Source organism: Qipengyuania polymorpha, assembly GCF_019711435.1.
GTDB lineage: Bacteria > Pseudomonadota > Alphaproteobacteria > Sphingomonadales > Sphingomonadaceae > Qipengyuania > Qipengyuania polymorpha.
The window spans coordinates 125,417-138,970 of the sequence record NZ_JAIGNK010000002.1; the positions used below are offsets into that span (position 1 = coordinate 125,417).

Consider the following 13,554-nt stretch of genomic DNA (forward strand, 5'->3'; position numbering starts at 1 on the left):
CCTTTCGCATTAGCTGTCGAGTCGGAAGGTTACTCTTCAACGCGTATCGCGCAAGAAGGGGGCCATGTGATGGCGGTGGAAAGTCACGGAAGCGTAATCAGGCCGCGACCGTTTCCTTCAGTTCCCCTGCCAGCGAGTTTGGCCCCGCCTCGACCAGTTCGGCCTGCACAAGGTCGCCGATTGCGGCATCGCCTTCGAACCACACGCTCTGGAGCCAGGGCGACTTGCCGAGCCATTGACCTGCATGCTTGCCCTTGCGTTCGACGAGGACTTCGCACGTTTTTCCGACGCTCGCCTGATTGAAGGCCAGCTGGTCGCGGTTAAGCGCGGCCTGGAGGCGCTGAAGGCGTTCGTCCATGACCTCTTTCGCGACCTGACCGTCCATCGTCGCAGCGGGCGTGCCGGGGCGCGGGCTATACTTGAAGCTGAAGGCTTGGGCGTATTTGACCTCGTCCACCAGCGCGAGGGTTTCCTCGAACTCGGCATCGGTCTCGCCGGGGAAGCCGACGATGAAATCGCCCGAGAGCGCAAGGTCGGGCCTTGCGTCACGAAAGCGTTCGAGCAGCTTGAGGTAGCTCTCCGCAGTGTGGCTGCGGTTCATGGCCTTGAGGACACGGTCGCTGCCTGCCTGCACCGGCAGGTGGAGGAAGGGCATGAGCTTGCCCACCTCGCCATGCGCGGCGATCAGGTCGTCGTCCATGTCGGCCGGGTGGCTGGTGGTGTAGCGGATGCGCGCGAGGCCATCGACCTTGGCAAGATCGCGGATCAGGCCCGCTAGGCCTACGCGATGGCCCTTCTCGTCCTCGCCGCCCCAAGCCGAGACGTTCTGGCCGAGCAGCGTGATTTCCTTCGCGCCAGCGTCGACCAGCTTCTTCGCTTCGGTCACGAGGTCCGCATAAGGACGGCTGATTTCCGCGCCGCGGGTATAGGGCACCACGCAATAGGTGCAGAACTTGTCGCAGCCTTCCTGCACGGTGAGGAAGCTCGCCGGATTGGTGCGGCGGCGCTCGGGCAATGCGGCGAACTTGGCGATTGCCGGCATGTCGGTATCGGTCGCCCGCTCGCCCTTCACGGCCTTGTCGAGCATCTCCGGCAGGCGGTGATAGGCCTGCGGGCCGACGACCATGCTGACCGCCGGAGAGCGCTTCATGATTTCCTCGCCCTCGGCCTGCGCGACGCAGCCCGCGACCGCGATCAGCGGCTCCTTGCCGGCCTCGCGCCCCGCCTTGGTCAGGCGGCCGATGTCCGAATAGACCTTCTCCGCAGCCTTCTCGCGAATGTGACAGGTGTTGAGCACGACGAGGTCGGCTTCCTCGCCTTCGGGCGCGGGCACGATGCCCTGCTCGCCCAGCATCTCGGCCATGCGCTCGCCATCATAGACGTTCATCTGGCAGCCGAAGCTCTTGACCCTGTAGGTCTTGGGGGTGGTGGTTGGTTTCATTCTTCGTCTATGGTCGGGAGATACAGATCTACGTCTACGCCAAGGTCTTCCAGCGCCAGGAAATGCCATGGAAAAGGTTCGGTATGCTCTTCATACCAGACATCCTGAAACGCTCTAATGACATCCCTCTGTGGCACAAGAAGCGTCACGTCGTCAGGAGTGAACTTGAGCTGATCTGTTTTGACCCTCCATTCTCTTTCCCAAGTATAATCAATGGAACGGTTGGTTCCGATGAAGAACCTGACATGCAGATGCTTTTTGTCGTCAGGAAGCTTTTCGTAATCGGGATCTGGCTGGTAGATTACCGGCCTTCCACCAGCCTTGAAGATGAATCGCTTTGAAAAAATGAAGCCGTACGGTCGATACTTGAACTGCTTCTTTTCATGCCCGAGAATAAATGGAAGCTTCGAGACTGGCGCTTCTGAAAAGCAGACGCACTGATGCTGGCCTTTGATAAAGCCAGTGCCACCACGAAGGCGTCTCTCGTTGACAATCTTTTCGAATGTAAATGCTGCATCGTCCCCCTTAGTGAGGTGAACTAGCTTATTCGAGAGATCGTCTCGTATTACGGAATCAGCCAACAGTCGCCTTCACGATCTTGCCCGGGTTTGCCGGCGGCTCGCCCTTGGGCAGCGCGTCGACGTGTTCCATGCCGCTCTCGACCTGGCCCCAGACGGTGTACTGGCCGTCGAGGAATTCCGCATCGTCGAAGCAGATGAAGAACTGGCTGTTGGCGCTGTCGGGCACCTGGGTGCGGGCCATCGAGCAGGTGCCGCGGGTGTGCGGTTCGCTGTTGAATTCGGCCTTGAGGTCGGGCTTGTCGCTGCCGCCCATGCCGGTGCCGGTCGGATCGCCGCCCTGCGCCATGAAGCCGGGGATCACGCGGTGGAAGACCACGCCGTCGTAGAAACCCTCGCCCGCCAGCGTCGTGATACGCTCGACATGGCCGGGTGCAAGGTCGGGGCGCAGCTTGATCACCACGTCCTTGTTTTCGCCGTCGCCGGTGTCGAGGGTGAAGGTGAGTTTGTCGGCCATGCGGCGAATCTCCAGTATCTGGTTTGAACTTACGCCGGCCCACATAGGTCGGCAGCCCGCATATGGCTAGGCCGCCGACCCTTGGGGGAAGCAGCTAGCCGCCCTGCCCCATATGCGCGTTCATCTGCTCGACGTTCTCGCGAACCTCCTGCAGCAGCCCGTCGAGCGCCGCGCGGTCACGCAGTACGCCGCCCTGTATGACCGCCTCGATTGTGGTCGTGTGTTCGATGGCCGCCAGCGGGTCGGCACGAAGCAGCACGAGGTCGGCGACCTTGCCTTCCGAAATACCGCCCAGCTCATCGCTGCGGCCAAGGTACTCGGCAGGCACGCTGGTCGCCGCCTGCAACGCTTCCATCGGGGTTAGCCCCGCATCGACGAGGAAACCGAGCTCGTCGTGCAGGCTGAAGCCGGGGAAGACCATCGTGTCGTTGGCATCGGTGCCCGCCATGATTTTCACCCCTGCCTCATGCGCCATGCCGGTGGTGGTGAGGCCGAGCTTGAAGAAATCCTCGAGGTCGGCGGTCTGCTCGGGCGAGGCCTGAGCGGTGCGGTCGAGGTCGCGGGTCCAGTCTGCCACCTGAAGGTCCAGCAGGTACCGGAGGCGCGGGTCGTCGCGGTAGCTCTCCTCGCCCGCGCGGTAGTCCATCTCGCGGGTGAGATGTGTGGGGACGTACCAGACGTCGTTCGCCACCATCGCCTCGATATGCGGCGCGCATAGCGCCTCGTCGAAGGTGTCTCTAACGCCTGCAGGACGCTTCGAGCGGTCGGGCCAGGGAATGTCCTCGCCGCGCACCTTGCGCATGATCTGGTCGCGGAAGCCCTCGCCGAATGTCGAGCAATCGAGCGGCAGGTCGCGCGCGTGCTCGATCGTGTCCATGCCCATGCCCGCCACATCGGCGATGCTGAACATCATCGGGATGTGGCCGCCGACGCGGACGCCGCGCTCCTCCGCCTCGGCCATCAGGCCGGTGAAGGCATCGGGGTGCATTTCCTGCGAGACCTTGATGAGATCGGGACCGCGTTCGGCGAGGCCTGCCACGGTGGCGCGTCCATCATCGGCATCGAAGGGTGCGTAGAGCACTTGCCCCTCGCTTGCGTTGGGCGGACGGTTGCTGTCGACCTTGAAGGTGGACAGTACCAGCAGCCGCGGCCCGACCATCTCGCCGGCCTCGATTTTCGCCGCGCTCTCGCGCATCTCGCCAAGGCACATGTAGACCGTGCCAGGGGAGACGCAGTCACTCCCCATTTCGCGCACGCCGGTGACACCATTGGCGGTCATCAGCTTGAGCGAATTCTCGTGAACGGGCCGGATGCTGGTGTGGACGTGCATGTCCATCAGTCCGGGAATAAGGAACTTGCCCGAACCATCCACCGTGGCCGCAGCCTCGAATTCGCCCGCGCCCGAAGCGACAACCGCCACGATGCGCCCCTCGTCGATAACGACATCGCGGCCTTCGCTGCGGGTTTGCGTCTGCGTGTCGATGACCGTGACGTCTTCGATGACCAGGTCGACCTCCTTCGCCAGCGCGCCGGTCGAAACCGACGCCAGCAAGGCAAGCCCAAGTCCAAGGGTGCGCGCGTGCATTGTGTTCTCTCCTCCCGATTGAATGCAGCGACGACCTACGTGTGTTGCTGAGTTAATACAATACATTTCTTCACGAAACTTGCTTTTCCGCCCATCGCTTATAGAGCCGCGAACATGGCGGAGGACGAGCGCACCCTCGATGGCGATGATACGGCTCTGGCGGATACGCCGGAGGAAGGCGCGCGCCCGGACGACCGCATCGACGACGCGCGCATGGACGAGGAAAACACGCTGAAGCGCGAGTTCGTCCGCTCGGTCGAGGATGCGCTCGATGCGGGCGCGAGCGGCGAGCTCTACGACCTTGTCGAACCGCTCCACCCCGCCGACGTCGCCGACTTGCTCGAACTCTTCGACAAGGACGACCGCCACCGCCTCGCCACCGAAATCACCGATTTGATGACTTCGGAAGTCGTTGCCGAACTCAACGACTACGTGCGCGAGGAGATGATGGAGGCGCTGCCCGCCGATGCGGTGGCGCAGATTGCCGAGCAGCTGGAAACCGACGACGCCGTCCAGCTTATCGAGGATTTGGACGAGGACGACCAGAAGGCCATCCTCGCCGAGCTCGACCCCGAAGACCGCATCGCCATCCAGACCGCGCTCTCCTACCCGGAAGAGACCGCAGGCCGCCTGATGAGCCGCGACTTCGTGGCGGTGCCCGAACACATCACGGTCGGCGACCTCATCGATTTCCTGCGTGACGGGCGCGACTTGCCCGACGATTTCTTCGAAGTCTTCGTCATCGACCAGCGCATGCATCCGGTCGGCACCTGCCAACTTTCCTGGATCCTGCGCACGCCGCGCGACGTGCAGCTGGGCGACGTGATGAAGCGCGACCAGACGCTGGTCCCCGCCATGCTCGACCAGGAAGAGGTCGGGCTGATGTTCCAGAAGTACAACCTCATCAGCGCTGCCGTAATCGACGAGGACGGAAGGCTGGTCGGCCAGATGACGGTCGACGACATCGTCCACATCATCGCCGAAGAAGCGGGCGAGGACGCCCTGCTGATGTCCGGCGCGGGCGAAGGCGACATCAACGAGCCTATCCGCGAGGCCTATTCCAGCCGCGTGCGCTGGCTGGTCGCAAACCTCGGCACGGCGCTGGTCGCCAGCCTCATCATTGCCTTGTTCGGTGCGGCGATCGAGCAGCTTGTTGCGCTCGCCGTCCTCATGCCCATCGTCGCCAGCATCGGCGGCAATGCAGGCACGCAGACCATGGCAGTGACCGTGCGCGCCATCGCGATGAACCAGCTGACCAGCTCGAACACGGGCCGCATATTGTGGCGCGAATTCCGCGTGGCGATGCTCAACGGCGTGACTATCGCTGTGCTTATCGGACTGGCGACCGCGGTCATCTTCACCCCGCTGCTGGGCGCGGTGATTGCGCTCGCCATGGTCATCAACGTGGCGACTGCGGGACTTGCCGGCGTGCTGGTTCCGGTCGCCTTCGAACGGCTCGACCAGGACCCTGCCGTGGCGAGCAGCGTCTTCGTGACAATGATTACCGATTCGATGGGCTTCTTCGCCTTCCTCGGCCTTGCCGTGGCGATGCAGGTGGTTTGACTTGAGGATGCTGGGAAAGGCCCTACATCCGGTCCCATGCCGCTCCACCTGACCAAGATCGCTTTCGGCGCGCAGAGCTTCGGCGATATCGAAAGCTGGTATGCGCAGCGGCGCAGCCCCAACCTCACGACGCGCTATCGCCCGACCAGGTGGGAAGAGTGCATCGGCGGCTCGCTCTACTGGATCCACCAGCACAGCATTGTCGCACGCAGCGAAATTCTCGGTTTCAGCGAGACTTCGACCGGGCGCTGGTCGATCGACCTCAAACCCGAACTCGTCCGCGTCCATCCCCGCCCCAAGCGCGCCCACCAGGGCTGGCGCTACCTCAAGGGCGACCCCCCGCGCGATCTCGAGCCGGGTGAGGACATCGGCGATGTTTTGCCCGGAAAGCTTGCGGGCAAGCTTGAACGCCTCGGCCTCATCTGACTGCGCGGCGCGGAACCCTCTTCTCCACATACCGTTGTGCAATCATCGACTTATCCGCGGAGAGTGGTCGGTCCGCACATTGAGGAGAGAGACAATGAAAAAGCTGCTTATGGTCGCCCTCGGCGGAACCGCATTCCTGCTTTCGGCCTGCAACACGGTGCAAGGCCTTGGCGAAGACGTCGAGTCGGTCGGCGAATGCGCTGACGGTATCGAAGGCAACTGCTGACACGCCGATTACGCAAGGACACGACAAAAGGGCGCTGCTCCGACAAGGAGTGGCGCCCTTTGTCTTTGCAGCAGAGAAGCCGAGCCTCAGCCGCGATGAATGGCGGAACATGGGCGCGCCCTAGTCCGTTGATAAGGCAAAGGAGATTTACCCATGCCCGAACGCCAGTCCATGCACCCCGACAATGAACTCATCGACGAGATGACCGAATACCCCACGCCTTCGCAGCAGAGCGCATCGGGTGGCGAGGTGAACCGCCAGGTCGGCAGCCGCGCAGAACTCAATCGCGCCTTCGACCCCGACAATCGCGAACCGGAAATCGGCTCCGATAATCCGGCACAGGATGCCATGAAGGGCGAAAAGACCCGTCAGGCCATGCAGGACAGCCGCTCGAGCTAAGCTGCCCCAAATATGAATTGTTATCGATAGCCCCGCCCTTCCCGGTGGGGCTATTGCTATCTGCCGCTTGGAGCTTCGTTTTGAAGCTGGCGGAGGATACGAAACAGGAGCCACATTGCTGTGGCCCCTGCCATCCGCAGTGACCTCGAATCCCGCAGTCATCGAGGCCCTTGCGAAGGAAATTCCGGTGCGCGGATCAACCCATGATGGTGATTGCTCCACTCACGACCGTGAGCGTCGTGACACTTGCAGCTACGATTGCGAGGACTTTGCCGAACATTTTCATTCTCCTGGTTTGGATGGCTGGGTGCCGATGAAAATGTTCTACGCCTCCCCTCCACGCTCTTCCTGAGATGGTGGTGGAAAGATTCTGGAAAGATTCTGTGAGAGTGCCTGCAAGGCGGGCGCGAAAGGCAATTGTGACTGCCTAGCTGGCTTGGGGAGTCCTCTCCGCCACCCGCCTGAGCGCATTCACATAGGCCTCGGGGGGTTGTGCGCCGGGAACCATGAACCGGCCCTCGATAATCATCGCAGGCACGCCGGTTATGTTCATTTCCATCGCGGCACGTTCCTCGACACGAGTCTTGCGGGCCAATTCCTCGCTGTCGAGCGCGGCTGCGGCGGCGCTGCGGTCGAGGCCGGTCTCTTCCGCGACGTCGAGCAGGACCTCGCGCTCGCCAATGCGGCGGCGGTGGTTGAAGTGGGCTTCGAACAGCGCGAGCTTGAGCCGGGTCTGCGCCTCGGCCCCGTGTTCTTCCAGCGCCCAAGTGAGCAGGCGGTGCGCGGCGAAGGTGTTCCACATCATGGCGTCTGGTGCGGGATCCTCACCCTCGTAATCGAGTGAAACGCCAGCCGCCTCGGCAGCCTCGCGCATGCGGCCCTGCACTTCCTTCGACTGTTCGATGGTGCGCCCGTATTTGCGCGCGATATGCGCGGTGCGCTCCTCGCCGTCTGCAGGCATGTCCGGATTCAGTTCGAAGGCGTGCCAGCGGATGTCCGCCTCGATTTCGCCCTCGAGGCTTTCCAGCGCCTGTGACAGATTGCCCCAACCTACGAGGCACCAAGGGCACATGACATCGGACCAGATATCGATCGAAAGTCTGCGCGGCGCGGTCATCTGTGAATCCACCAATGCATCAGGTGATGCGCAATAGCATGCGGCGGCGGTGCTCGGAACGGGCCATCGCCGGCAAGCGCGGCTTTGACTTCATCTCGCGCATACCAGTTGATTTCGGCCATTTCGGTCTCGTCGATCGTCAGCCTGTCATCGTCCGCATAGCTGTGACAGCCGATCATCAACTGGCTCGGGAACGGCCATGGCTGGCTGGCGACATAGGACACGTCGCGCACCTTCACACCGCTTTCCTCCAGCACTTCGCGGGCCACCGCTTCCTCGATGCTTTCGCCCGGTTCCACGAAGCCTGCGAGCGCGGAAAAGCTGCCTTCCGGCCACCCAAGGCCTCGCCCGAGCATCAGCTTGCCATCATATTCGACCAGCATGATGGTGACGGGGTCGGTGCGGGGGAAATGGCTCGTCCCGCAAGCCGTACAATCGCGCTGCCAGCCGCCTTTGGCGAGCTTGGTATCGCCGCCGCATTGCGCGCAGAACCGGTGCCGGGCGTGCCAGTCCACGATGCTGCGCGCCCCGCCGTAGAGCGCAAGGTCATCGGGCGCGAGTGTGGCCATGAGCGACCACAACTGCGGGTTCGCCATGCGCGGGCTGGCGTCGCCACGTTGGGGCACGGCGGCGAAGCAGGCTTTGCCGCTCTCGCTTTCCGAATAGTCGAGGCCGAGGAACACCAGCTCGGCATCCTCCGACGCATCGGCGAGCGTGCCCCAAGCGAGACGATTGGTCTCGTCCAGCGCGGGCATCAGCCCATCGAGCACGAGCAGCCGCGCCTTCCAGTTCATGTATCCCGCCAGCCGCTCCGGATCGGCGCGGACATGGTCGGCGCGATCGAGCCTCGAACCTGTGAACGAGAGTGCGATGGCTCAGGCCCCCGCCATGCTGGCGAGGTCGGCGCGCACAGCGTCGGGGAAAGCCGAATGGATGGGATAGGCTTCGGACGGCATGTATTGCGTCATCAGCGTGCCGCGCAGGCCCGCCTTGTAGTTGACGAAGCCCACGGTTCCCGCAGCCCCGCCCCAGCCATAGGCACCGTCGGTCACCCGTCCGCCCGCGCCGAAGCCCTGGCCTTCGACCCATGTGCCCTTGGTGACGGCCGTTTCGGGCAGCAGGTTCGAAGTGCCGACACGCACCGCCAGCTCACCCATCACGCGGCGGCCGTCGATTTTCCCGTAGCCGAGCAGCATGCGCAGGAACCGGTCGTAGTCGTAAGCCGAGGACACCAGCCCCGCCCCGCCGAATGGGAAAGCCGGATCGTCGAGATAGACGCTCGAACGCGCCGGATCGATCGGGAAGGGCGTGCCTGCCGGGATCCCGAAGGAGCCGTCCGAAATTACGTAATTCGTCGTAAAGCGGTCCACCTCACTCGACGGCAGCCGGAAGTAGGTGCTGTTCATGCCGGTCGGCTCAAAGATGGCACTTCGCAGAAACTCGTCGAACGGCATACCGCTGGCGACTTCGATCACGCGCCCCAGCAAGTCGAGGCTGACCGAGTAGCTCCACTTCGCGCCCGGCTGGAGGACCAGCGGCATCTGCGCGAGGTTGTTGGCGAACTTGTCGAGGCCCCTGATGGCCTCGTCGCGGCCCAGCCCCGGGAGGGGCATGCGGCTGACCTGGCCGGGCGAAATGCCGTATTTCGCGTACTGGTCGCGGATCGGGCCCTTCTGGACGATGGAATAGCCGAAACCCGCTGTATGGGTGAGCAGGTGGCGAATTGTGATGGGCCGCTCTGCCGGAACAAGGTCCGTTACCGAACCGTCATATGTTTTCTGCACCTTCATATTGGAGAAGGCGGGAAGCACTTCTGCTAGCGGCTGGTCGAGCCCCAGCTTGCCGTCGTCGATGAGCATCATCGTGGCCATGCCGGTGACGGGCTTGGTCATCGAATAGATGCGGTAGAGGCTGTCGGCATCGGCGCGCGGAGCGCCTTGGGCAAAGGAGAGGTTGCCGCGCGCGATATAGACCGGGTCGTTCATGCCCCAGCCCAGTGCGGCGACCATGTTGGCCACCTTCCGCTCGCCGACATATTCGTCGACCATCGCGCCGACATTGGTCCAGCCGACACCCGGCATGCCCTGTGCCAGGGCAGCACGACCCATCGGCAGGCCCGAAAGCGCCGCACCTGCGGCAAGAAATGCGCCGCCGCGAAGCAGCGAACGGCGGGAAAATTCGGGACTGTCGAATTCACGATAGGCCATCGGCAAGTCTCTCCAATCAGGTTCGGCTGCGTTAGATGCGGATTTGAAACTGAACGGTCAATTGCGAAGTGGGAGGTCTTGCATCCCGCCGGTGCCTTACCCATATAGGACACATGCTGAATCTACTTTCCTTCCTCTTCGGAATCGTTTCGCTCGTCATCGTCATTCCGGCGACCATCCCCTTGCTCGGCTGGGCCAACTGGCTCGCGCTGCCGCTGATCGCCATCGGCGTGGTACTGGGGCAGTTGTCGTCGAGCAATTCGGGGCGGAACTTCAACCTGATCGTTCTGCTGATTGCAGCCGTCAGGCTGACGCTGGGCGGCGGTGTGATCTAGGCCAGCGCCAGCCGCGCGGCTTTGGCAAACAGTGTAGGCAGACCTGCCTCGTCGATAGTGGCAGTGGGCCACCATAGCCCCGCGCCCGGCGGCGGCGCGTCGACGAACAGACGCTCGACCGACAATTCGATGGTGAAGTGCGTGAATGTGTGGCGCACCAGCCCCAACGGCTGCCAGGCGCCGTCGACCGGGTAATTATCCGCACCATCACCTCTTGCCGACCAGCCGTCATCGGGCAGCGCGCGCATGCCGCCGAGCATGCCCTTGCCATCGCGCCGCACTAACCAGACCGAACCGTCGTGTTCCAACCAAAAGGCCCGCCCCTGCCGCACGGGTTTGGCTTTCTTGGGAGCCTTTACCGGCAGCGCCGCGGGGTCGCCTTCCGCCCTCGCCCGGCAGTCGTTCGCCAGCGGGCACAGCAAGCATTTTGGCTCGCGCGCCGTGCAAATGGAAGAGCCCAGATCCATCATCGCCTGCGCAAAATCACCCGCGCGCTCTTCGGGTGTAATCGTGTCGGCACAGGTGCGGATCGCCTTGCGAACGCCGGGCAGCGGGTCGGTCAGGTTGAACAATCGCGTCACCACCCGCTCGACATTGGCATCGACCACCACCGCGCGCCGCCCGAAGGCAATCGCCGCCACCGCTGCGGCAGTATAAGCGCCCAGCCCCGGCAGTTCACGCAAGCCCTCTTCGGTATCGGGAAAAGCGCCAAGCTCGGCCACCGCCCGCGCCGCTTTCACCAAATTGCGCGCCCGCGAGTAATATCCCAGACCCGCCCATGCCGCCATCACGTCCTCTTCAGGAGCGGCGGCGAGTTGTTCCACTGTCGGCCAGCGCAGGGTGAAGGCCTCGAAATAAGGCTTCACCGCCGCCACCGTGGTCTGCTGGAGCATTACCTCCGACAGCCATACGCGATAAGGCTCGGGCGCAGGCTCCGCCGGCCGCGCCCGCCACGGCAAATCGCGCGCATGGGCATCGTACCACTGAAGCAATTTATCGGAGACTATGGCGGCCACGCCCCGCCTATGGCATGAGCGCCCGCACAATGGGAAGCGACAAGACAGACAACCAGAAGGGCAAGCCGGCCCCACGCAGCGCAGCGGTAGGCCGCAAGAAAGCATTCAAGCCGTATGAACGCCCGCGTGGTGGCGGGGCGAAGGCCATTTCGGACCTCATGCCGCAAATCGGTCGTCCGGCCTTCCGCCGCTTTGGCTTCGTGCAGAGCAGTGTCGTAAGCCGCTGGCCCGAAATCGTCGGCGAAACGCACGCCCGTGTCTGTACGCCCGAAATGATCCGCTTCCCCCCCGGTGAGAAGTCGGAAGGCATCCTCGAACTCGTCGTCCTGCCCGCCCATGCGCCGCTCATCCAGCAAGTGCTGCCCGAGATTACCGAGCGGGTGAACCGCTTCTTCGGTTACAAGGCGGTGGCGCGCATCAAGCTCCGGCAAGGTGCGGTTAAGCCGCCGGAAGACAGGAACAAGGCGAAAGCGCCGCCGTCGCTCAAGCCGATTCCGATGGAATTGGGTGACAGCCTGCGCGATATTGGTGACCCGGAACTGCGCACCGTGCTGGAATCGCTCGCACGCAGCTTCGGTGACGAAGACGACAGGAAAGACTGAACAGTGGCTCGCATCACCCGTTTTACCCGCCCCTTCCTCTTCGCAGCGGCCTCCGTGCTCGCCGTCGGCGCGACCGCGCAGGACACCAAGGAACTGGCGCCAGAGAAGAAGGCCGTCTGGTCCAACAGCATAATGGCGACCGATGGCGGCCACCGCATCGGCAATCCCGAAGCCGAGGTGAAACTGGTCGAATTCATGAGCTACACCTGCTCGCACTGCGCCGCTTTCGCGCGCACGGGCGACGGGGCCATCAAGCTGCTCTACGTGCCCACCGGGAAGGTGAGCTACGAAATCCGTCACCTCATCCGCGACCCCGTCGACATGACCGCGGCGCTGTCGGCGCAGTGCGGCGACCCGGCAAAGTTCATGGGCAATCACGAAGCGCTCATCCTCAAGCATGACGAGTGGATGGCAATCGCGCGCAAGGCCACGCAGGCGCAGAAGGCACGCTGGAACTTCGGCAGCTTCGGCAGCCGCGCACAGGCCATCGCCAGCGACCTCGGCTTTTACGACATCATGGAGGGCCGCGGCTACTCGCGCAGCCAGCTCGACCAGTGCCTGACGGACGAGGCCAAGGCGCGCGAAATCGCCAGCCAGAGCAGCGCCGATGTCCAGAAGTTCGGGCTCCAGGGCACCCCCACCTTCATCATGAGCGGCCAGAAGCTCGAAGCGCACGACTGGCCGACCCTCCAGCCGTATCTCGACAGATTCTTCCGCCAGCCGCGCTGATTGCCGCCCCTGACGCGTTTTAGCGGGGGATAGCCCTGTGGACACGCCTTAGGGTGTGCTTCACCTTCGCGCCCGCATGACATAGCCTTTCCGGCTCACAGACGAGGATTGAAATGACCCTTAGCCTTCGATTTGCCCTGCTTGCCCCGCTGACCCTGATGGCCGCCGCCTGTGGTGGCGGAGCGGAAGAAGCCGACACCGCCTCGCTCGAAGGCGAAGCGATTGCGCCCATCGAAGCGCCCGAAGGAACCAGCTGGGCGGACCAGGTCACCGTCACCGAGTATGACGGCTATCTCAAGGGTAACCCCGACGCGCCGCTCAAGCTGGTCGAGTATGCCTCGCTGACCTGCCCGACATGCGCGCGCTTCGCAGTCGAGGGCGACGATGCCCTGACCGAAAATTACATCAACACCGGGGTCGTCAGCTTCGAACTGCGCAACCAGATCCACGGCCCGCATGACTTGGCACTGGCAACCCTGGTTCGTTGCAGCACTCCCGAGGCGGTACACCCGCTGTCGAAGCAGGTCTTCGCCAACCAGCAGCAGGTGCTGCAGGGCGTGTTCGACAATGGCGAGGCTATCCAGCAATCGCTCAACCTCCCGCCCGAGCGCCGTATGGTCCAGCTGGCCGAAATCGCCGGTTTCTATGATTTCTTCGCCGCACGCGGTATTTCCGAAGACCAGGCACGCACCTGCCTCGCCGATGCCGAGGCCTACGAGACCATTGCCAACAACTCGACCACCCAGTCGGAAGAGTTCAACGTGACCGGCACGCCGACCTTCTTTCTTAACGGCAACCGGGTCGAGGCCAATCTCTGGGCCCAGCTCGAACCCATCCTCCAGCGCGCCGGCGCGAGGTAAGGCCGGAAGGGGG

Annotated in this window: 16 protein-coding genes; 8 read left to right on the forward strand and 8 right to left on the reverse strand. The window is 63.3% G+C overall.

The genetic code is table 11. The features are described 5' to 3' along the window. Window positions 1-97: 97 nt before the first annotated feature. From miaB to K3152_RS05965, 4 genes are all read right to left on the reverse strand, one after another. The gene (gene miaB, locus K3152_RS05950; protein ID WP_221573213.1) at window positions 98-1,441 is read right to left on the reverse strand and encodes a tRNA (N6-isopentenyl adenosine(37)-C2)-methylthiotransferase MiaB; all 1,344 of its coding nucleotides are present in this window, start codon (window positions 1,439-1,441) and stop codon (window positions 98-100) included. Beyond that, window positions 1,438-2,022, reverse strand: a complete 585-nt coding sequence (locus tag K3152_RS05955; protein WP_221573214.1) for a hypothetical protein — start codon at window positions 2,020-2,022, stop codon at window positions 1,438-1,440. Before K3152_RS05955 ends, miaB begins: the two co-directional genes overlap by 4 nt. Continuing rightward, the gene (locus K3152_RS05960) at window positions 2,015-2,476 is read right to left on the reverse strand and encodes a peptidylprolyl isomerase (RefSeq protein WP_040965841.1); all 462 of its coding nucleotides are present in this window, start codon (window positions 2,474-2,476) and stop codon (window positions 2,015-2,017) included. Before K3152_RS05960 ends, K3152_RS05955 begins: the two co-directional genes overlap by 8 nt. A gap of 94 nt (window positions 2,477-2,570) precedes the next feature. Next, window positions 2,571-4,061, reverse strand: coding sequence for an amidohydrolase family protein (locus K3152_RS05965; RefSeq protein WP_221573215.1), 1,491 nt, complete (start codon window positions 4,059-4,061; stop codon window positions 2,571-2,573). Window positions 4,062-4,175: 114 nt separating this feature from the next. Here K3152_RS05965 and mgtE point away from each other — a divergent pair, with 114 nt between their 5' ends. The 4 genes from mgtE (at window position 4,176) to K3152_RS05985 (ending at window position 6,675) form a co-directional block, all read left to right on the forward strand. Further along, window positions 4,176-5,624: a magnesium transporter gene (mgtE, locus tag K3152_RS05970; RefSeq protein ID WP_221573216.1), complete on the forward strand. Its 1,449-nt coding sequence runs from the start codon at window positions 4,176-4,178 to the stop codon at window positions 5,622-5,624. A gap of 36 nt (window positions 5,625-5,660) precedes the next feature. Then, complete coding sequence (locus tag K3152_RS05975) at window positions 5,661-6,050, forward strand: DUF1489 family protein (RefSeq protein WP_221573217.1); 390 nt, start codon at window positions 5,661-5,663, stop codon at window positions 6,048-6,050. Between the two features lie 94 nt (window positions 6,051-6,144). After that, window positions 6,145-6,276 carry an entericidin EcnA/B family protein gene (locus K3152_RS05980; protein WP_221573218.1) on the forward strand — a complete coding sequence of 44 codons (132 nt, stop codon included), beginning with the start codon at window positions 6,145-6,147 and terminating at the stop codon, window positions 6,274-6,276. 153 nt (window positions 6,277-6,429) lie between these two features. Beyond that, the gene (locus K3152_RS05985; RefSeq protein ID WP_221573219.1) at window positions 6,430-6,675 is read left to right on the forward strand and encodes a hypothetical protein; all 246 of its coding nucleotides are present in this window, start codon (window positions 6,430-6,432) and stop codon (window positions 6,673-6,675) included. Between the two features lie 427 nt (window positions 6,676-7,102). Here K3152_RS05985 and K3152_RS05990 read toward each other — a convergent pair whose 3' ends face one another. From K3152_RS05990 to K3152_RS06000, 3 genes are all read right to left on the reverse strand, one after another. After that, on the reverse strand, window positions 7,103-7,792 hold the full coding sequence (locus tag K3152_RS05990) for a DsbA family oxidoreductase (RefSeq protein ID WP_221573220.1): 690 nt from the start codon (window positions 7,790-7,792) through the stop codon (window positions 7,103-7,105). Continuing rightward, window positions 7,789-8,586: an NAD(+) diphosphatase gene (gene nudC / locus K3152_RS05995; RefSeq protein ID WP_247713244.1), complete on the reverse strand. Its 798-nt coding sequence runs from the start codon at window positions 8,584-8,586 to the stop codon at window positions 7,789-7,791. Before nudC ends, K3152_RS05990 begins: the two co-directional genes overlap by 4 nt. An 81-nt stretch (window positions 8,587-8,667) precedes the next feature. Further along, window positions 8,668-9,999, reverse strand: coding sequence for a serine hydrolase domain-containing protein (locus tag K3152_RS06000; protein WP_221573221.1), 1,332 nt, complete (start codon window positions 9,997-9,999; stop codon window positions 8,668-8,670). 113 nt (window positions 10,000-10,112) lie between these two features. On the opposite strand from K3152_RS06000, the gene K3152_RS06005 reads away from it, so the two are divergent. Beyond that, entirely contained in the window at window positions 10,113-10,334 is a 222-nt protein-coding gene (locus tag K3152_RS06005) for a hypothetical protein (RefSeq protein ID WP_221573222.1), read from the forward strand. Here the strand turns inward: K3152_RS06005 and mutY are convergent. Then, a complete protein-coding gene (gene mutY / locus K3152_RS06010; protein ID WP_345719769.1) occupies window positions 10,331-11,350 on the reverse strand; it encodes an A/G-specific adenine glycosylase in 1,020 nt (339 codons plus the stop codon). The two genes, K3152_RS06005 and mutY, sit on opposite strands and share 4 nt — an antisense overlap. Window positions 11,351-11,364: 14 nt before the next feature. Between mutY and K3152_RS06015 the strand changes: the two genes are divergently transcribed. The 3 genes from K3152_RS06015 to K3152_RS06025 all read left to right on the forward strand — a co-directional run bounded on the left by K3152_RS06015 (window position 11,365) and on the right by K3152_RS06025 (window position 13,541). After that, the gene (locus K3152_RS06015) at window positions 11,365-11,952 is read left to right on the forward strand and encodes a DUF721 domain-containing protein (protein ID WP_221573224.1); all 588 of its coding nucleotides are present in this window, start codon (window positions 11,365-11,367) and stop codon (window positions 11,950-11,952) included. Window positions 11,953-11,955: 3 nt separating this feature from the next. Then, window positions 11,956-12,681, forward strand: coding sequence for a thioredoxin domain-containing protein (locus K3152_RS06020; protein WP_221573225.1), 726 nt, complete (start codon window positions 11,956-11,958; stop codon window positions 12,679-12,681). A 113-nt stretch (window positions 12,682-12,794) separates the two neighbouring features. Then, complete coding sequence (locus K3152_RS06025) at window positions 12,795-13,541, forward strand: DsbA family protein (protein WP_221573226.1); 747 nt, start codon at window positions 12,795-12,797, stop codon at window positions 13,539-13,541. The last annotated feature ends 13 nt before the right edge of the window (window positions 13,542-13,554 follow it).